The organism is Actinokineospora sp. NPDC051303, from assembly GCF_055586285.1.
Genome location: NZ_JBVJIN010000052.1, coordinates 21622 through 38674 on the forward strand (window position 1 = coordinate 21622; position 17053 = coordinate 38674).

Genomic DNA, 17053 nt, shown 5'->3' on the forward strand with positions numbered 1-17053 from the left:
ACCGCAGGTAAAACAGTCTTAATCGAATCGGATCTTCTCCGCCGCTTGTTCGGGATCGGTACAGCAACCGGGCTATGCTGTTGTCCTGTGAGCCGACGAGCGAAGATCGTTTGCACGATGGGCCCCGCCACTTCCACCCCTGAGCGGGTGCGCGAACTGGTCGGCGCGGGCATGGACGTGGCGAGGCTGAACTTCAGCCACGGCAGTCATGGCGACCACAAGCAGGTCTACGACCTGGTGCGCGCCGCGGGTGACGACGCGGGCCGCGCGGTGGGCATCCTCGCCGACCTGCAGGGCCCGAAGATCCGGCTCGGCACGTTCGCGGGCGGCCCGGTCGAGTGGCGCACCGGCGACGTCGTGCGGATCACCGTCGAGGACGTCGCGGGCACCCACGACCGCGTCTCCACCACCTACAAGGGCCTCGCCGACGACGCCAGGGTGGGTGACCGGCTGCTCGTCGACGACGGCAAGGTCGGCCTCACGGTCGCGGCCGTCGAGGGCCAGGACGTCGTCTGCGAGGTCACCGAGGGCGGTCCGGTCAGCAACAACAAGGGGCTCTCGCTGCCCGGCATGGACGTGTCGGTGCCCGCCCTGTCGGAGAAGGACATCGAGGACCTGGAGTTCGCGCTGCACCTGGGCGTCGACTTCATCGCGCTCTCGTTCGTCCGCTCGCCCGCCGACATCGACCTGGTGCACCAGGTGATGGACCGGGTCGGCCGGGGCCGCCTGCCGGTGATCGCCAAGCTGGAGAAGCCCGAGGCCGTCGACAACCTCGAAGCCATCGTGCTGGCCTTCGACGGGGTCATGGTCGCCCGCGGCGACCTGGGCGTGGAGCTGCCGCTTGAGCAGGTCCCGCTGGTGCAGAAGCGCGCGATCCAGATCGCCCGGGAGAACGCCAAGCCGGTCATCGTGGCCACCCAGATGCTCGACTCGATGATCAACAACTCCCGCCCGACCCGCGCGGAGGCCTCCGACGTGGCCAACGCGGTGCTCGACGGCGCGGACGCGCTGATGCTCTCCGGCGAGACGAGCGTCGGCCGCTACGCCATCGAGACCGTGCAGACGATGAGCCGCATCATCGAGGCCGTGGAGAGCGAGACGCCCACCGTCCCGCCGCTGACCCACGTCCCGCGCACCAAGCGCGGCGTGCTCTCCTACGCTGCCCGTGACATCGGCGAGCGGCTCAACGCCAAAGCCCTGGTCGCCTTCACGCAGTCCGGCGACACGGTCAAGCGCCTCGCGCGCCTGCACACCCGGCTGCCGCTGCTGGCGTTCACCCCCGAGCAGGAGGTCCGCAGCCAGCTCGCGCTGACCTGGGGCACCGAGACGTTCCTCGTCCCGGAGGTCGACTCGACCGACGCCATGGTCCGCCAGGTCGACATCTCCATGCTGTCGATCGGCCGCTACCAGCCCGGCGACCTCGTGGTCATCGTCGCGGGCTCGCCGCCGGGGACGGTGGGCTCGACTAATCTCATTCGCGTTCACCGGTTGGGCGAGGAGGACCACGCCTAGGGACCCTGCCTAGGGCCCCCTCGCGCCGGTGTCCGGCGAAAGGACCCCGTGATGACCGAAGCCGCCCGGCTCGCCGCCGAGTCCGGCGTGCCCGCTGACGCCCCCAGGACCGCCGACGGCGTCCCGCACGGACAGAAGGTCCTTGACCGCCTGGTGGCGCTGCTGGACCTGGAGAAGGTCGAGGAGGACATCTACCGCGGGGTGAGCCCCCGGCACTCGCCGGTGCGGGTGTTCGGGGGCCAGGTGGCCGGTCAGGCGCTGGTCGCCGCGGGGCGCACGGTGCCAGCCGACCGCGGGGTGCACTCGCTGCACGCGTACTTCATCCGCGGCGGCGACCCGAGCGTGCCGATCGTCTACCAGGTCGACCGCATCCGCGACGGCCGCTCGTTCACGACCCGGCGCGTGGTCGCGGTCCAGCACGGCAAGGCGATCTTCGCGCTGTCGGCGTCGTTCCAGCTCGCCGAGGAGGGCATCGCGCACGCCGAGGCGATGCCTGAGGTCCCCGATCCGGAAACGCTGCCCACCAACGGCGAGCTGCTGACCCCGGAGCTTCGGGAGAAGTTCGGGCACATCATCGACCGCCCGCGCCCCATCGACATCCGGTACGTGTCCGAGCCGCCGTGGCTGTCGCGGGAGACCGGGCCGCGGGACGCCCGCAACCAGGTCTGGATGCGGGCGGACGGCGTCCTGGCCGACGACCCGCTGCTGCACGTGTGCGTGCTGGCCTACGCCTCCGACATGACCTTGCTCGACGCCGTCCTGGCCCGCCACGGCGTCTACTGGGGCACCGACAAGGTGATGGGCGCGAGCCTGGACCACGCGATGTGGTTCCACCGCCCATTCCGCGCCGACGAGTGGGTGCTCTACGACTGCGCGTCGCCGAGCGCGTCGGGCGGGCGGGGGCTAGCGACCGGCCGGTTCTTCACTCAGGACGGGAAACTGGTCGCCACCGTCGTCCAGGAGGGCCTGCTGCGCCTGCACGAGTAGCGGACCCGGGACCGGCAGGACCGAAACCGTCGGGGGAGGTTCCGGTCCTGCCGGGGGTTCGGGGCGCGCGGGAGGGGTGGTGTCGACGGGCGCCCCGAAGTGTTCAGCCGGGCAGATGCTCCCGGTACGCGGTGTCCTCGGTGATCAGCAGGCACAGGTGGGCGGTCAGGTAGGCCCGGCAGGGCGCGGGGGCGCGGGTGAACAGCCGCGTCCGGCACGAGGGGCACCGGCCGCTCTCGTCGGGGTGGTGGTCGGCGAGCAGCGCCTGTAGGGCGGACACGACGCGGGGCAGCTCGTGGCGGGCGATGTGGGCGGCGTCGTGGTCGTCGCGGGCCCGGTTGCTGATGTCGGTCAGGTAGCCCTGCAACGAGGCTTCCATGTGTCCGAAAATCGACCCGCTCACCCGAAGGCCTCCCGCGCTGGTGTGTGACTCAAGTGGACTGACGAATCGGTCGATGTTCCTTGGTGTGACGGCTGTTCGCCCGGCTCGGCCGTGCTGCCCGCCCCGTCCGATTCGCCGATCTGGCGCCCTGCTGATCTGCACACTGCTTCCTGCGAGCGGCAGTCTGCAAGTTGCACCACCCGTTCGTGTGACAAAAATGCTCCAACTGGTTAACCGGTTAACGACAGCGTCCAGAACGAGCCAAAAGCTCCCTTGTGTTCGGCAAGATCAGCATCGACACTTGCCAGCGGCGCGGAGTCGCGCCGACCACGGTGGCCGGTCACCGCGTCGGTTCGACCTGTGTCGACCAGCGGAAACCGGCCAGCGGGAATCGGCCAGCAGGAACGAGGTGACAGACGTGGCGCGGGGACCCAGCCCCACGGTACGCAGGCGCAGGCTCGCGAGCGAGTTGAGGCGATTCCGGGAGGCCGCCGACCTGACCATCGATGAGGTCGGCGAGAAACTCGAATGCTCCGCGTCGAAGATCAGCCGGATCGAGACCGGGCACGTCGGGGTCACCCCCCGCGACGTCCGCGACATGCTGGAGTTGTACGGCATCGAGGAGGACAAGCGCGAGGCGCTGGTGCAACTCGCGCGCGAGGCACGCCAGAAAGGGTGGTGGCACGCCTACAACGAGGTGTTCACCGGGTCGTTCGTCGGCCTGGAGGCGGACGCCTCGTCGCTGCACACCCATCAGGCGCTGTTGGTCCCCGGGCTCTTGCAGACCGAGGACTACACCCGAGCGGTCATCCGGGCCATCAGGCCAGATGTCGAAGAGGCCGAGATCGATAAGCGGGTCAAGGGCAGGCTGGCGCGCCAGCGTTTGCTCACCGACCCCAACCCGCCCGAGTACTGGGCGGTGCTCGACGAGGCCGTGCTGCACCGCGTCACCGGCGGACCCGAGGTCATGCACGCGCAACTGACCCGGCTTGTCGAGGCGGCGGCCATGCCCAACGTGATTCTCCAGGTGGTCCCCTTCGGGGCCGGAGCGCACGCGGGCATGGAGGCTCCGTTCCTGATCCTGGGATTCCCGGAACAGGCGGATCCGGATGTCGTCTATGTCGAGAACACCACATCGGGCGTATATCTGGAGCAGCCGTCCGATGTCCGTCGGTATACGTTGATGTTTGACCATTTGCGTGCGGCGGCGTTGAAACCCGATGACACCGTCGACATGGTCCGGCGGGCGGCAGATCGGCTTGCCCGCTATTCCGGTGAAAACACGAGAGGAGTCGGGCGTGACCGTTTCTGACCTGGCAGGCGCTGAATGGCGCAAGAGCAGCCGCAGCGGTGCAGGTAATGACTGTGTGGAGCTCGTGGTCGGCAGAAGCGGCGCAGCGGTGCGGGACTCCAAGAATGCGGAGTTCGGGCACCTGGCGTTCGCGGACATCGAATGGGACGCCTTTGTCGGCGCCGTGAAGGGCGACCTGCTCGGCGCCAACTGAGGTAACCGGGCGGGCGTGCCCGGCCGCGGTGGTCGTCACCGCGGCCGGAGAGCCTGATTCGATGACGGGGCCACGGCCGAACCGTGGCCCCGTACCTGCCTTACCTGGTTTCCCGGTTGGTCACCGGGGAAGGCGCTTGAGCGCTTTCAGTCCGACCGTGAGCCCAGCCGTCCACGCTTTGGTGGGAATAGGCCGGGCCGGGCGCAGCGGAATCACCCGCTGCGCGGCGATGGTCTGCGCCTCGGTGTACTTGAGCAACCCTTCCGCGCCATTGCGGCGGCCGACGCCGGATTCGCCCATTCCGCCCATCTGGGCGTCCAGGCTGCCGAACGCGGCGCCATAGCCGTCGTTGACGTTCACCGTTCCGGCGTGAATCCGGGCGGCCACCCGCTCGCCCTCCCGGCGGTTGCGGGTCCAGACGCTGGCGTTGAGCCCGTAGCGGGTGTCGTTGGCCCGCGCGATGGCCTCGTCCTCGTCGGTGTAGCCGTAGACGGACACGACCGGCCCGAAGGTCTCCTCGGCGAACAGGATCATGCCCTCGCGCACGTCGGTCAGGATGGTCGGCTCGAAGAACAGCGGGCCCAGGTCCGGCCGCGCCTTGCCGCCCGCGAGCAGCGTCGCGCCCTTGGCGGTCGCGTCCGCGACGTGCCGGGAGATCGTCTCCAACTGGTCGGTCGAGGTCAGCGACCCCATCTCAGCGCTGTAGTCCAGGCCCGCGCCCAGCTTGAGGGCCTTGGTGCGGGCCACGAACGCCCGGGTGAACGCCGTCCGGATGCTCTCGTGGACGTAGATCCGCTCCACCGACACGCACAGCTGGCCCGCCGACGAGAAGCACGCGGTGACCGCGCCCGCCGCGGCCTTGTCGATGTCGGCGTCCGGCAGGACGATCATCGGGTTCTTGCCGCCAAGCTCCATCGAGTAGCTGGTCAGCAGCGCCGCGGCGCGGGCGGCGAGGCCCTTGCCGGTCTCGGTGGACCCGGTGAAGCCGAGGTAGTCGGCCTCTTCGATCAGCGCGGTGCCGATCTTGGAGCCGCGGCCGAGCACGATCTGCCAGACATCCTTGGGCAGCCCGGCCTCCTCGGCGAGCTCGTTGATCCACAGCGCGCTCAGCGCGGTCTGGTTGTCCGGCTTCTGCACTAGCGCGTTGCCCGCGATCAGCGCCGGGATGGCGTCCATGCCGGTCAGCGCCAGCGGGTAGTTCCACGGCGAGATCATCGACACCACGCCCTTGGGGTGGCGCACCTCGGTGGTCCGGGTGAAGACCGGGAACGCGCCTGCCCGGCGCTTGGGCGCGAGCAGCCGGGCGGCCTTGCGGCCGTAGTAGGCCGCGGTGATCGCGGTGACGGCGACCTCGTCGTAGGCGTCGAGGCGGGACTTGCCGGTCTCGACCTGCATGATGTCGAGCGCTTCCGCCTGCCGCTCCAGGATCAGGTCGTGCAGCCGCAGGAACACCTGGGCCCGCTCGGCCACCGGGAGCGCCGCCCACGCCGCCTGGGCCGTGCGCGCCCTGGCGAAGGCGCGCCGGACGTCGGCGTCGCCGATCTGCGGCAGCGTGGTGATCGGCTTCCCGGTGAACGGCGCGCTCATCTGCACCGTGGTCGGGGACTCGCCCTCGGCGGCGCGGGAGACCAACTGGGCGGCCCGCGCCGCGGTCGGCGCGCCGGAGACCGCGCCGATCGTGGCGCCGGGTGTCGCAGGGCCTGCCGTCGTGGTCGCTGTCGCGGCGGTGGTCATGGGCGCGCTCCTTCGCTCGGCACTGAGCACCCATGTTACTTCTCAGTAGATAGCCGCGTGCCAGTGGCCGCCGTCACGTTCCTCGGCTTCGCCCCCGCGACGGGGTCAGGAGGCGGTGACCGAGGCCGTCGCCTGCTGCCGCGCGCCCACAGTGAGCGCGACCCGCAGCATGTTGTCCTCCCGGCGCACCGCGACCGGCAGGCCCGAGGACACCGCGGCCCGCTCGAAGCCGACCTCGGATGGCAGGCACCAGGCGATCATCCGCTGGTGCCCGGCCCCGCGGGCGATGGCGCCCAGCCGGGAGATCATGGCCTGGCCCACGCCCCGGCGCTGCCAGGAGTCCTCGACCAGCACCGAGATCTCCGCCTCGGCCGGGTCGTTGGTGCGGATGAGCTGCGCCATCCCGATGACCTCGGCGCCGCACAGCGCGAGCAGCGTGGTGCCGCGCGGCGGCTGCAGCAGCCGGTGCAGCCAGCGCCGGGGCAGCGTCCGCAGTCCGGCGTGGTAGCGGGCGAACAGCGTCTGGGCCGAGCAGCGGGCGTGCAGGTCGGACACCGCGTCGGCGTCGGCTGGCGTGCCGCCGCGCAGCACGATGCCCGCGCCGTCGCCGGTGATGACCGCCGACGGGCTCGCCGCGGCCACCTCGCCCGCGGTCAGCACCTCGCCGAACGCGGCGACCCGGGCGAGCTCGACCTCGGTGAACGGTGCCCAGCCCCGACGCGCCACGAGCGCGGTCCCGTCGCCCAGGGTCAGCACCGCGCGGTGCCCGCCCTCGTCCGGAGCCGCCCCGGCGTCGGCGTCGGCCACGCTCACCGAGTCAGCGCCGAGCAGCGCCCGCACCGACTCCGCGGTGGCGGACGGGTCGCGCAGGGCCGCCCCTGCGGCGCGCAGCGCGGCGGTCGTGCGGTCCACCAGGTGCCGCAGGTCCGCGCGGGTGATCCCGACGCAGCGGCCGCCCTCGGCGCGGATCTCATCGATCAGCTGGGCGGGCTGCACCCCCGGCGGGGTGTGCACCACGATCTCGTCCACGACGCCGCCGGGAACCGGCAGCACCGACAGGCTCAAGACGTTGCAGTCCCGGGCGGCGAGACGGGTGGTGACCCTGGCCAGCGCTCCCGGGCGGTCGTCGAGTCGCACCCGCAGCCGCCAGGTGGTGGGCGTGCCGGGGGTGGTCGCGGTCGTGTCCATGTCCCCAGGTTCCCCGCGCACTGTTGCCTGTTGGGGGCCCACGTGTTTCCACTGTGTGAGCAGTGGATGTTGCCGGGGAACCCGCCCGCCGCCCGAATCCGGGGCGGGGCCTCGCCGCGGCGCCTGCCGCCCGTCGCGCCGGTGGCGGCCGCCCCGGTCGGCGTTGGCTCGCTCGACGTTCCCGGTGTCCTTGACGCCTCCGCCGACTCCGAACACTTTCCGGTTCCAGTCTCCGCGCTCAGGCAGCACGGGCCCACGCTACCGCCTCGCGATCACGGTCCCCTCGTGGTGCCCGCGCTGGCCGAAGCCGTTCAGCACCCGTTCACCGGCGGGTCATCAGGGTGAGGGTGAACCCGGGGACGCGGCTCACCTGGGCGGTCTCGAACTCCCCGGTGAGCGCGGCCACTTTGGCGGGGTTGGCCGGGGGCGCGAACAACAGCGGATTCGCGGCGAACGGGTCCTGCCGCTCACCGAGGCCGACCACCCCAGACGCGGTCCGTTCCCCGCAGCGCGCCCGCGTAGTCGGCGGTGTCGCTGGCGAACAGGCTTGCGTTGGCGACTTCGGAGCGCGCGCGGAAGACGTCCCGGGGCGCGGATTCGCCGCGCAGGTAGTAGGCGATGGCGCTGTCGGTGAACCAGAAGTTCGGCCGGTCGGGGTAGACGATCGCGTCGCCGGGCCGGACCTCAGCCCGGATGCGGTCGGCCAACCGCGTGTAGGCCGCGTACTGGCCGGGATACTCGCTGAACATGTTCGGGTAGGGGTAGAACGCGTGGTCGTGGGAGTCGGGCGAGCGCGCGGCCACCTGGTCGGTGACCCCGGCCGCGGCGACGGCGGCCAGCGCCGTGACCCACACCGCGGGCCAGCGGGCCGCGGCGAGGGTGATGCCCGCCGCGACCGCGGCCACCGGCAGCAGAAACACGAAATAGCGGGGGAAAAAGAAGGACTTGCCCGCCTGCGAGGCGACCCAGAGGACGACCAGGGGCAGGACGACCATGCCGAGCGCGAGCGCCGCGTCCTGCCGCCGCTTCGCCACCACGACCGCCACCACGGCGAGGGCAAGCACGATCCACGCGACCCAGGCGGACCGGAACACCTGCGGCCACACCGCGCTGTCCGGCGGGAACGGGTAAGTGAAACCGAGCAGCGCCGCCAGGTCGGGCCGGGGGAGCAGGTCGGTCACCACCTGCGGCTGGCCGAGGCTGGCCACGGCCAGCGGCGCCAGCGGAACCAGCGCGGTAGCGAACACGACCGCGAAGCGCAGCATCCGGTTGTCCCGATGCCGCCGCCACCGGACGAGCACCAGGGCCGCGTGTCCGGCCACGAGCGTCAGCGCGGTCACCTGGCTCGCGCCGAGCGCGGTCATGCCGAGACCGTAGCCCGCCCAGCGGCCCCACGTCGGGTCGTCCACGGCGCGCAGCAGCAGCCACGTCGACAGCGCGACGAACAGCATGACGAACGCGTACGGCCGCGCTTCCTGCGCCATCCGGGAGACCATCGGGATCAGCGCGAAGACGACCCCGGCGCAGAACCCGGCCGGTCGGCCGAACCACCGCGATCCGATCATGGCCACCAGGGCGGTCGCGCCCGCGGCGGCCAGGACGGACGGCGCCCGTAGCGCGGCGGTGGAATCGCCGAAGACCGCGATCCAGAAGTGCGTGAACAGGTAGTAGGGGAAGTAGAAAGCGTCGATGTTGCCCGCCATGGCGAACAGGTCGGCCACCGGTCGGGTCGCGGCGTTCCAGGTCGCCAGCTCGTCGCGCCACAGCTCGACCCGGACCAGGCCGACGCAGCCGAGCAGGAGCGTCATGGCCGCGGGGACGAGCACGGCGCCGAGCCGGAGCCAGGCCGGTGCGCCGTCCGCCGGTCCGGTCTCGGCGGGCAGCGGTGAATCGGCAGAAATCGGGCACCCCCAGGTGTCGGCGACTCGCTTGGCTCGGCGAGCCGGTCCGTTCCCGAATGTACCCGCGCGTCGCCAGCCGAGCCGCCCGTCGTGTCCTCAGTGGACTGGCGGGTAGGCGGCGCTCACGGTGACCACGAAAGCCGCCCGCGCGGGCATCCCCAGGTTGCTCCACAGGTCGCCGGGATCGTGGTCGGACACCGAGAGGAACACCGGCTCGCCGGTCTCGGCGAGCGCGCCCGCCAAGCAGTCGGCGGGCAGTGTGGTGGCGAAGATCACCGTGCGCAGCGCGCGGTCGAGGAGTAAGTGCTCCTCGGCCACCTTTCGGGCGCTAGCCGTGACCAAATAGGACAGAGAGCAGCGGTGCTCGGCCGGGCGCCGCTCGGGTCCGCTGCCGCGGAGTCCGAACAGGAACAGGTCGACGACGTTCGACGGCCGCTCGGTCTGCCAGGTCGGCTTCGGCGGGTCCAGCCGCACGGCGGTCCCCTTGGGCAGGGAACGGACCAGCAGCAGGCGCAGCGCCTCGTCCACTTCGGTGATCATGGGCTCAGTGTCGGGCGGAACCGGTTGGGGCGCACCGGTCCGCCGCCCGTCTTATCGGCGCGTCGATGCCGCCCGAAGGGGCGAAGTGGTCAAGCAACTTGACCATCTGGCGCGGTGTCGGTACTTTCGAGAGCGTGCCGAACAACCGGGGGAGAGTCATGGCATTCGCCAGTCACACCGTCGAAACCGCGCCGGAGCAAGCGAAACCGCTTATCGCGGGCGCGCGGCGCAAGTTCGGCTTCGTGCCGGAGCCGGTCGCCAGGATGGCCGAGTCACCCGAGCTGCTGGGCGCCTTCTTCGACAATGTCGCCGTTTTCGACCGGACCACGCTGAGTCCGGTGGAGCGCGAGGTCGTCATCATGACGCTGGCCGCCCACGTGCGCTGCCACTACTGCGTGGCGATGCATTCGTCCATTTTGGACAAACAGGCCGCGCCCGCCGATCTGATCGACGGACTGCGCGAGGGGGCTCCGCTGGCTGACGCCCGCCTCGATGCCTTGCGCCGCTTCACGACGGCGGTCATCGAGACCGGCGGCGGCACGGACCCCGCGGCTTTCCTCGCCGCGGGCTTCACCAGGCGCAACGCGCTGGAAGTAGTCCTGGGCATCGGCGCCTACACGATGTCGACGTTCGCGAACCGCCTCACCGACGCGCCGCTCGACGCCCAGTTCGAGGACTACCGGTGGGACGGCTACCAGACCGGGCGCAGCGCGACCGGCTGACCGCCCGCGCCGTCGGCGATCAGACCCGCCAGGTCGTCGCGGAGCCGGTCGAGCCGGTCCGCGCCGATCAGCTCGGCCCACCGGCTCTCCAGGTCGTCCCACAGTTCGACCACCCGCCGAACACAGGCCCACCCGCGCGGCGTCAGCGCGATCACCCGGCTGCGCCGGTCGGTCGGATGCGGCCCGCGCTCGACATAGCCGCGCCGCTGGAGCTCGTCCACCAGCTGCACCGCGGCCTGCTTGGTCACACCGAGGTGCTGCCCCAGGTCAACCGCGGTGGCCTCCGGGTGCAGCGACAGGTACTGGAACACGAACCCGTGCGCGGGCCGCACATCATCGAATCCCTCGCGCGCAAGGGTTTCGTGCACCTGGTCCATAGTCACCCGAAAGGCCATGGCCAGGAGCGCGGGCGTGTCCGCCACGGTTCCCCCTCGGTTCTGCGGTCGAGTTCGCCCACCTTATTTCGCGCGCCGACCCCCGCGCCACCGGACCATACTGGCCCCATGGGCAAAACCTACGAACGCCTCGACGGCAGGCTCCGCGAGTTCATCGAGCGGCAGCCGCTGTTCTTCGTGGCCACCGCCCCGCTCGCCGGGGACGGCATGGTCAACCTCTCGCCGAAGGGGCGGGCCGGGTCGCTCGCGGTCCTTGACGAGCGGACCGTGGCCTACCTCGACTTCGGCGGCAGCGGCGCGGAAACCGTGGCGCACCTGCGGGAAAACGGCCGCATCACGCTCATGTGGTGCGCCTTCGACGGCCCGCCCGCCATCGTCCGCGTGCACGGCCGGGGCGAGCCGGTCTTCCGCGACGACCCGCGCTGGCCCACGCTGATCCCGCGCTTCGCCGACGGCCAGGCCCCGGCCGTGCGCGCGGTCATCGTGGTCACTGCCGACCGGATCAGCGACACCTGCGGCTATGCCGTCCCGTTCCTGGCCTACCAGGGCGACCGCACCCTGCACGCGGACTACTTCGGCCGCAAGACCGATGAGGAGTTCGCCGCCTACTGCGCGGCCAAGCCGCACGTCGGCGCCAGCCTCGACGGCCTGCCCGCCCTCCCGCTCCCACTGCCCCCGCGCACCGACTAGCCCACTGGTCAGAATGTCCTATTCGGACAGTGTTCAGATCAGCCCTTCCCGCAAGGCGTAAGCCACCGCGTGCGAGCGGTTGCGGAGCTGGAACCGGTTGGTCACGTCGTGCAGGATGCTCTTGACGGTCCGCTGGGAGTAGCAGAGCTGATCAGCTATCTCCTTTGTGGACAGACCGGACGCGACCAGCCGCAGCACCTCGGTCTCCCGGTTCGTGATGCCCGCCAAGTGCAGCCCGCGCGGCTCCAGCACGTGCCGCTGCAACCGCGACACCCGGTTGAGCAGCCGCCCGAGCAGGTCCGGCGGCAGCGCGCCCTCCCCGGCCGAGGCCGCCTTCACCAGCCGCACCAGCACATCCGGCGTCGTCTCGGACCGGCGCGCCACCGCGCACACGCCGCCCTCCACCGCGGTCATGATCTCGGTGTCCTCCAACTCGCCCGCCACCAGCACCACCCGGGCGAACCCTCGGCACTGCAACGCCTTGAGCAGCTGCCCGGCCCGCTCGTCGAACCGGTCAGCCACCACCAGCGCGACCGCGTCCGGCGTCGCGTCCTGCTCCTCGACCAGCCACACCTCCGGCCGGGTGCGCAGCGCCATGTGCACCCCGTTCCGCAAAATCGGGTCCGTCGCCCGCACGATCACCGGTGTCCGACTCTGTTGCGGCATCGCTCTCCCCATCTCTCCCCGTCCGTCCCCCCGGCCGTATCACGGTGCCCGAAAGCGCGTCCCGAGCGCATGGGACCGGTGTCCCGTCATTGCCCGGAAGGGCGGACCTAGCCGCCCTCCTGGCCCGCCCCGCCGAGCCCCGCCCGGCGCGCCCGCACGATCGCCTGGGCGCGGTCGGCCACGTGCAGCTTGGTGAAGATGCTCGACACGTGGTTGCGCACGGTCTTGGGACTGAGCGAGAGCCGGTTCGCGATCACCGGGTTGCTCACCCCGTCGGCGATCAGCGCCAGCACCTCCCGCTCGCGCGTGGTGAGTTCCGGGAACACCGGCGCGGCCTCCCTCGGCCGCGGCGCGGTGAAGAACCCCAGCACCCGGGTGGCGATGTCCGGGCCGAAAATCGCCTCCCCGCGCCCGACCGCGTGCACCGCGCGCACGATCTCGTCCTGCCCCGACCCCTTCAGCAGGTACCCGCGCGCGCCGACGCGCATGGCCGCGAACACCGACTCGCTGTCGTTGAACATGGTCAGCACCAGCACTCCGGTCTGGGTCCGCTCGCCCACGATCGCGCGGGCGGCGTCGATCCCGGTCATGTCCGGCAGGTGCACGTCCATCACCACGACGTCCGGGGCCAGCGCCCGCGCCGCCGCGATCGCCTCCCGCCCGGTGGCCGCCTCGCCGACGAGTTCCACCGTCGGCTCGCCTGCCAGGACCGTGCACAGCCCGAACCGGAACAGCGGATGGTCGTCCACCACCAGCACTCTCGGGTGGTACTGGCTCATGCGGCCACCGCGCGCGGTCGGCGGCTGCACCGGTGAAGGCACTGCGTCCATGATCTGCTCCCACACTCGCTCGGTTCACGGCCCCGCGTGCTTCGTTCGTCCTCACAGGCACTCCTTGGGCAGCGGCAGGGTCGCCGACACCCGGGTCCCGCCCTCGTCCTCGGCCTCGACAAGGCAGTCCCCGCCCAGTTCAGCGGCCCGCTCCCGCATGGACGCCAAACCCACCCCGCCGACCGTCCGGCGCGGCAGCCCCACCCCGTCGTCGACGACCTCGATGTGCAGGTCGTCGTCGACCCACAGCCGGACCGCGCAAGATGTGGCCCGTGCGTGCCTGGTCACGTTGGTCAACGCCTCGCAGATAATCCGGTAGGCCGCGACATCGATTGACGCGGGAAGCCTCGGCAGAACCGTCGGCACTTCGAGCATGATCGTGACGCCCTCGTCGGTCCCGTCCGGCCGCGCGGTGCGGCTCGCGAGCGCGCCCGCGTACTCCCGGATGGCCGGGACGAGCCCGATCTGGTCGAGCACCGGGGGCAGCAGACCGTGCGCGAGCCGCCGGATCTCGGTGATCGCGGTCTGCAACTCGTCGCGCAGCCGGGCCAGCAGCAACCCGGTCGCGCTGCCCGCGTCGACGCCGCGCCTGCTCGCGTCCAAACCCAGCGCGATCGCGGCCAAGGTCGGCCCGACGCCGTCGTGCAACTCGTGCAGGATGCGCCTGCGCTCCTCCTCCCTGGCCCGGACCAGCCGGTCCCGGCTGCGCCGCAGGTCCCGGGTGAGCCGCACGGTGTGCACCGCCGTGCCCGCGTGCCGCGCGACCTCCGCCAGCGCCGCCCGGTCGCGTTTGCGCAGCACCGCGCGCCCGCCCACGATCAGCGTGCCCACCCGCTCACCCTGGAACGTCAGCGGAAGGTGGTGGGCGCCCGCGGCAGGCGTCCCCGTGCTCGCCGCGATCTCGCCACGCCCCTTCACCTGGATCTCGATCGCCACGTACGGCAGCCGCAGCGCCGCGGCCACCGTCTCCACGATCCCCGGCAGCATCGCCTCCGGCGCGTGCGTGTTCTCCAGCCGCGAGGCCAGCGCGGACACCACCCGGTACGGGTCGTCGGCGTCCCCGAAGAAGCGCTTGTTCACCACCTCCTGCAGCCGGTCCCGCAGCGGCTGCGCCAGCGCCGCGACCCCGGCGGCGGCCATTGCCTGCTGCCACAGCGGATCGATCGGCGGAAACAGCAGCGACAGCCCCGCCACCGCGGCCACATAGGTCGCGACCACCCCCGCGCTCAGCGCGCCGTAAATCAGCGACCGGCTGATCACCACCTCGATGTCCAGCGCCCGGTGCCGCAGGATCGCCGCCGCCACCGCGACCGGCACCGGCAGGAACGCCAGCGCGTGGTAGCTCTCGGGCAGCAGGGGAGCGCCCGTCAACCTGGTCGGCAGCACCCAGGCCGCCAGGTACACCGTCGCGCCCACGCCCAGCGCCGCCGCCAGCCACCGCAGCCGCCGCCGCGCTGTCGGGTCGGCCGAGCGCCGGTACTTGCCGATCAGCACCGCGAGGATCACCAGCGGGTAGACGAACAGCGCGGGCACGGCGGGGGAGCCCAGCACCGCCAGCCGCGCCACCGGCTCGTCCAGCCACAGCGCCCGCAGGCACCACAGCCCGTACAGCAGCGGCGGGCCGAGGTAGGCCAGGATCACCCACCGCCGGTGCGCGCGGGCGTCGAGCACCGCGGGAAACGCCAGCGCGAAATGCAACATCGCCGACCACAGCAGCGCGAACGCGGCCTCACCGGCGAACCACCGCCAGAACTGACCGCCCGCGACCAGGTCGAGCGCCTCCAGTGGGAAGAACGTCGCCCCGGCGGTGGTGAGGGCGGTGATTCCGGCCGACAGCAGCGCTGCTCGCGCGGCTGGCTCGGTGGGGCGGAACCAGAAGATGGTCACTGCGGTGCCGGTGAGCAACGTGACGACCAGCAGCGTTGGCCAGCCTTCGGCGAGCTTGTCCAACAGGGGGTAAGCGGTGACGGTCACGGTCAGGTCGATGATCTCGCCGTCGCGTAGGACCCGGTAGAGGAGGTCGTCTCCGATGGTCGGCGTGTTTGCGTGGATGGCGAGGATCTGGTCGCCGGTGCGCAGCGGGCTGCCTGGCTCGTGGTCGATCACGATCACCGCGGCGGGGGAGACGGCGCTGTCGCCGACGTTGACGGTGGTGCCGTCGCTCGGCGCCAGCGCCCGCGACAGCAGACACCACCCGGCTACCCCGAGAAGTGCGAGCGTGAGCAGCAGGTACGCCGCGGACAGGCGCCGCGCGTCCGCCGAGGCACCGGACACCACCGGATCATCCCCCAGCATGGGGGGCAAACCCAGGGGTATCGCCTGGTCGCCGACGTTGTGGACCCTCTAATGGGCTAGTGCTGTCTCACTGCGGGAAGTGGGGGTGGGGTGGGGTCGCTGACACGGAGTAGTGGTTGCTCTCGTGGGTTTGCTTGGTGGGGTTGCTCGATGGGGTGGAGCGGGTTCTCGGGGTGGCTGGCTGTGTGCTGTCTGCTCGATGGGGTGGAGTGGTTTCTTTGGGGCCCCTACGAAGGAAGATCCCGTCGTGGGAAAGACGGGTGGGGAGCCTTCGGCCCCACGACCACGGCGAGTTTAGGGATCTTCCTTCTCCCCCAAAGAAACCACTCCACCCCATCGAGCACTGGGCGGGCGTCGGTTCGGCCTGGCAGGGGGCGGGGCTGGCAGCAGAGCGGGTTTGCTGCTCCGTCTACCCCATCAGGCACCTGGCAGGGGCGGATGCGGCCTGGCGGGGGGCGGATTCACTGCCAATTCCGCACCATCGCCCCTGCCCCTGCCCCTGCCCACGCGTCGCGGCTTTAGATGTTCCTGTGTGGGCGAGTGTCAGGTTTTCGGCACCAGTTGGGTGCGGTCTGGGTCGTCTTCGGTGGGGGTGGGCTCTGCGGGGGTCTCCAACCGTTGGCTGACCTCGTTGGTGGTGTCGGGGTTCGCCATTTGGGTGTCGGTCGCGGGGGCTTTCTCGGGGGTTGTGGTTGGGGATTCCGGGGTGGTGGTGTCCTCGGGTTTGCCGCTCGCCTCCGTGCTTTCTGGGGGTGTGGTGGACGATCCATTTCCGACGGGAACCGCGACCACCGGTGGCGGGGTGTGGGGTGCGGGAGGGGCTGTGGGGTGGGGCCATGCGGGGCTCACCGGATAGCCGGTTGGCTGGAAGCCGGGGGGTGGGGGCGCCATCGGGGAGCGGAAGCCCATGGGTGGGGTGGCGGGTTCCACGCGGCGGTGCCTGCGCCAGATCCAGGTGGCGGCTGTGCCCGCGAAGGCCAGGACGGCCGCGATGATGACCAGGGTCAGGCCGATCTCCGTGCTCACCGTTGTGCTGGTGCCCTCGAACGCGGGGCCGTGCAGGACCAGGTCGATGAAGCCGATCAGGCTGATGCCCAGTGCCGCGACGCTGCCTGCGAGCACTCCGGTGCCCAGGCCGCTGATGACGCGGATCGCCGTCACCAGGCGGGGGCGGGCGCGCAGGGTCGCGACCAGTGCGAGGATGCCCGCGATGGTGAGGAGGCCCGCGCCGACCGCGACTGGGATGCCGCTGTAGTCCGATAGCGGACGTAGGAACGCGCCGAGGTCGGCCGCGTCGGTGGTGGTGGTTGTCCACAGTGTCTGGTCGATTTCGAGTGGTTCGCCGCCCTCTTGCGCGGGCATCGTCAGTCGGAAGGCCGAACCGAACGAGCCTGCCAGGGCGAGCGCCGCCGCGCCCAGGAGGCCGACCGCTGCGGCCAGGCCGGACCACCACACCGGGGGTCGTGGGGGAGCCAGGTGTCCGGCGGGAACGGGCGCGAAGGGGGGAGTCACGCGGTGCATCTTGGCAGTTCGCCGGGCATTGGCCCACTCGGCGGGAAAGTTAGCGAAAGCGAACGTCACGTTCGGGTTCCGATGTCCTCATCTATGGGTGTGGGGGGGGGGGGGGGGGGGGGGGGGGGGGGGGGGGGGGGGGGGGGGGGGGGGGGGGGGGGGGGGGGGGGGGGGGGGGGGGGGGGGGGGGGGGG

Annotated in this window: 17 protein-coding genes; 6 read left to right on the forward strand and 11 right to left on the reverse strand. The window is 71.4% G+C overall.

The window, feature by feature from the left end; genetic code table 11:
- The first annotated feature begins 87 nt into the window (after positions 1-87).
- Both pyk and tesB read left to right on the forward strand, forming a co-directional pair.
- Complete coding sequence (gene pyk / locus ACZ6SD_RS27430) at positions 88-1512, forward strand: pyruvate kinase (RefSeq protein WP_465319883.1); 1425 nt, start codon at positions 88-90, stop codon at positions 1510-1512.
- Between the two features lie 51 nt (positions 1513-1563).
- Positions 1564-2499: an acyl-CoA thioesterase II gene (gene tesB, locus ACZ6SD_RS27435; RefSeq protein ID WP_465319884.1), complete on the forward strand. Its 936-nt coding sequence runs from the start codon at positions 1564-1566 to the stop codon at positions 2497-2499.
- 103 nt (positions 2500-2602) lie between these two features.
- Here the strand turns inward: tesB and ACZ6SD_RS27440 are convergent, their stop codons facing one another.
- Positions 2603-2878 (reverse strand): hypothetical protein, encoded by a 276-nt coding sequence (locus tag ACZ6SD_RS27440; RefSeq protein ID WP_465319885.1) that lies wholly within the window; start codon positions 2876-2878, stop codon positions 2603-2605.
- A 421-nt stretch (positions 2879-3299) separates the two neighbouring features.
- Here ACZ6SD_RS27440 and ACZ6SD_RS27445 point away from each other — a divergent pair, with 421 nt between their 5' ends.
- Both ACZ6SD_RS27445 and ACZ6SD_RS27450 read left to right on the forward strand, forming a co-directional pair.
- Positions 3300-4193 carry a helix-turn-helix domain-containing protein gene (locus ACZ6SD_RS27445; protein ID WP_465319886.1) on the forward strand — a complete coding sequence of 298 codons (894 nt, stop codon included), beginning with the start codon at positions 3300-3302 and terminating at the stop codon, positions 4191-4193.
- Entirely contained in the window at positions 4180-4386 is a 207-nt protein-coding gene (locus ACZ6SD_RS27450; RefSeq protein WP_465319887.1) for a DUF397 domain-containing protein, read from the forward strand. The genes ACZ6SD_RS27445 and ACZ6SD_RS27450 overlap by 14 nt, the downstream gene beginning before the upstream one ends.
- A 120-nt stretch (positions 4387-4506) precedes the next feature.
- On the opposite strand, the gene ACZ6SD_RS27455 is transcribed toward ACZ6SD_RS27450, so the two are convergent.
- The 5 genes from ACZ6SD_RS27455 to ACZ6SD_RS27475 form a co-directional block, all read right to left on the reverse strand.
- Complete coding sequence (locus tag ACZ6SD_RS27455; RefSeq protein ID WP_465319888.1) at positions 4507-6120, reverse strand: succinic semialdehyde dehydrogenase; 1614 nt, start codon at positions 6118-6120, stop codon at positions 4507-4509.
- A gap of 105 nt (positions 6121-6225) precedes the next feature.
- Positions 6226-7308: a GNAT family N-acetyltransferase gene (locus tag ACZ6SD_RS27460; RefSeq protein WP_465319889.1), complete on the reverse strand. Its 1083-nt coding sequence runs from the start codon at positions 7306-7308 to the stop codon at positions 6226-6228.
- A gap of 322 nt (positions 7309-7630) precedes the next feature.
- Positions 7631-7792: a hypothetical protein gene (locus ACZ6SD_RS27465; RefSeq protein ID WP_465319890.1), complete on the reverse strand. Its 162-nt coding sequence runs from the start codon at positions 7790-7792 to the stop codon at positions 7631-7633.
- The gene (locus ACZ6SD_RS27470) at positions 7776-9134 is read right to left on the reverse strand and encodes a glycosyltransferase family 39 protein (RefSeq protein ID WP_465319891.1); all 1359 of its coding nucleotides are present in this window, start codon (positions 9132-9134) and stop codon (positions 7776-7778) included. The genes ACZ6SD_RS27465 and ACZ6SD_RS27470 overlap by 17 nt, the downstream gene beginning before the upstream one ends.
- Before the next feature lie 171 nt (positions 9135-9305).
- A complete protein-coding gene (locus ACZ6SD_RS27475; RefSeq protein WP_465319892.1) occupies positions 9306-9749 on the reverse strand; it encodes a Pvc16 family protein in 444 nt (147 codons plus the stop codon).
- A gap of 158 nt (positions 9750-9907) precedes the next feature.
- On the opposite strand from ACZ6SD_RS27475, the gene ACZ6SD_RS27480 reads away from it, so the two are divergent.
- The gene (locus tag ACZ6SD_RS27480) at positions 9908-10471 is read left to right on the forward strand and encodes a carboxymuconolactone decarboxylase family protein (protein ID WP_465319893.1); all 564 of its coding nucleotides are present in this window, start codon (positions 9908-9910) and stop codon (positions 10469-10471) included.
- Here ACZ6SD_RS27480 and ACZ6SD_RS27485 read toward each other — a convergent pair.
- A complete protein-coding gene (locus ACZ6SD_RS27485) occupies positions 10441-10848 on the reverse strand; it encodes a MarR family winged helix-turn-helix transcriptional regulator (protein ID WP_465319899.1) in 408 nt (135 codons plus the stop codon). The genes ACZ6SD_RS27480 and ACZ6SD_RS27485 overlap by 31 nt on opposite strands.
- Positions 10849-10974: 126 nt before the next feature.
- Here ACZ6SD_RS27485 and ACZ6SD_RS27490 point away from each other — a divergent pair, with 126 nt between their 5' ends.
- Positions 10975-11556 (forward strand): pyridoxamine 5'-phosphate oxidase family protein, encoded by a 582-nt coding sequence (locus tag ACZ6SD_RS27490; RefSeq protein WP_465319894.1) that lies wholly within the window; start codon positions 10975-10977, stop codon positions 11554-11556.
- A 33-nt stretch (positions 11557-11589) separates the two neighbouring features.
- Here ACZ6SD_RS27490 and ACZ6SD_RS27495 read toward each other — a convergent pair whose 3' ends face one another.
- The 4 genes from ACZ6SD_RS27495 to ACZ6SD_RS27510 form a co-directional block, all read right to left on the reverse strand.
- A complete protein-coding gene (locus tag ACZ6SD_RS27495; RefSeq protein WP_465319895.1) occupies positions 11590-12222 on the reverse strand; it encodes a helix-turn-helix transcriptional regulator in 633 nt (210 codons plus the stop codon).
- A 107-nt stretch (positions 12223-12329) separates the two neighbouring features.
- Positions 12330-13001 carry a response regulator gene (locus ACZ6SD_RS27500; protein WP_465319900.1) on the reverse strand — a complete coding sequence of 224 codons (672 nt, stop codon included), beginning with the start codon at positions 12999-13001 and terminating at the stop codon, positions 12330-12332.
- A 102-nt stretch (positions 13002-13103) separates the two neighbouring features.
- A complete protein-coding gene (locus ACZ6SD_RS27505) occupies positions 13104-15326 on the reverse strand; it encodes a sensor histidine kinase (protein ID WP_465319896.1) in 2223 nt (740 codons plus the stop codon).
- Positions 15327-15890: 564 nt separating this feature from the next.
- Positions 15891-16859, reverse strand: a complete 969-nt coding sequence (locus tag ACZ6SD_RS27510; protein WP_465319897.1) for a hypothetical protein — start codon at positions 16857-16859, stop codon at positions 15891-15893.
- Positions 16860-17053: the final 194 nt, after the last annotated feature.

Excerpts from the sequence above, each read along its gene's own strand:
- ACZ6SD_RS27490 (WP_465319894.1), top strand. The coding sequence starts at position 10,975 with ATGGGCAAAACCTACGAACGCCTCGACGGCAGGCTCCGCGAGTTCATC.
- ACZ6SD_RS27460 (WP_465319889.1), bottom strand. The coding sequence starts at position 7,308 with ATGGACACGACCGCGACCACCCCCGGCACGCCCACCACCTGGCGGCTG.
- ACZ6SD_RS27480 (WP_465319893.1), top strand. The coding sequence starts at position 9,908 with ATGGCATTCGCCAGTCACACCGTCGAAACCGCGCCGGAGCAAGCGAAA.
- ACZ6SD_RS27485 (WP_465319899.1), bottom strand. The coding sequence starts at position 10,848 with ATGGACCAGGTGCACGAAACCCTTGCGCGCGAGGGATTCGATGATGTG.
- ACZ6SD_RS27500 (WP_465319900.1), bottom strand. The coding sequence starts at position 13,001 with ATGAGCCAGTACCACCCGAGAGTGCTGGTGGTGGACGACCATCCGCTG.
- ACZ6SD_RS27495 (WP_465319895.1), bottom strand. The coding sequence starts at position 12,222 with ATGCCGCAACAGAGTCGGACACCGGTGATCGTGCGGGCGACGGACCCG.
- ACZ6SD_RS27455 (WP_465319888.1), bottom strand. The coding sequence starts at position 6,120 with ATGACCACCGCCGCGACAGCGACCACGACGGCAGGCCCTGCGACACCC.
- ACZ6SD_RS27475 (WP_465319892.1), bottom strand. The coding sequence starts at position 9,749 with ATGATCACCGAAGTGGACGAGGCGCTGCGCCTGCTGCTGGTCCGTTCC.
- ACZ6SD_RS27440 (WP_465319885.1), bottom strand. The coding sequence starts at position 2,878 with ATGGAAGCCTCGTTGCAGGGCTACCTGACCGACATCAGCAACCGGGCC.
- tesB (WP_465319884.1), top strand. The coding sequence starts at position 1,564 with ATGACCGAAGCCGCCCGGCTCGCCGCCGAGTCCGGCGTGCCCGCTGAC.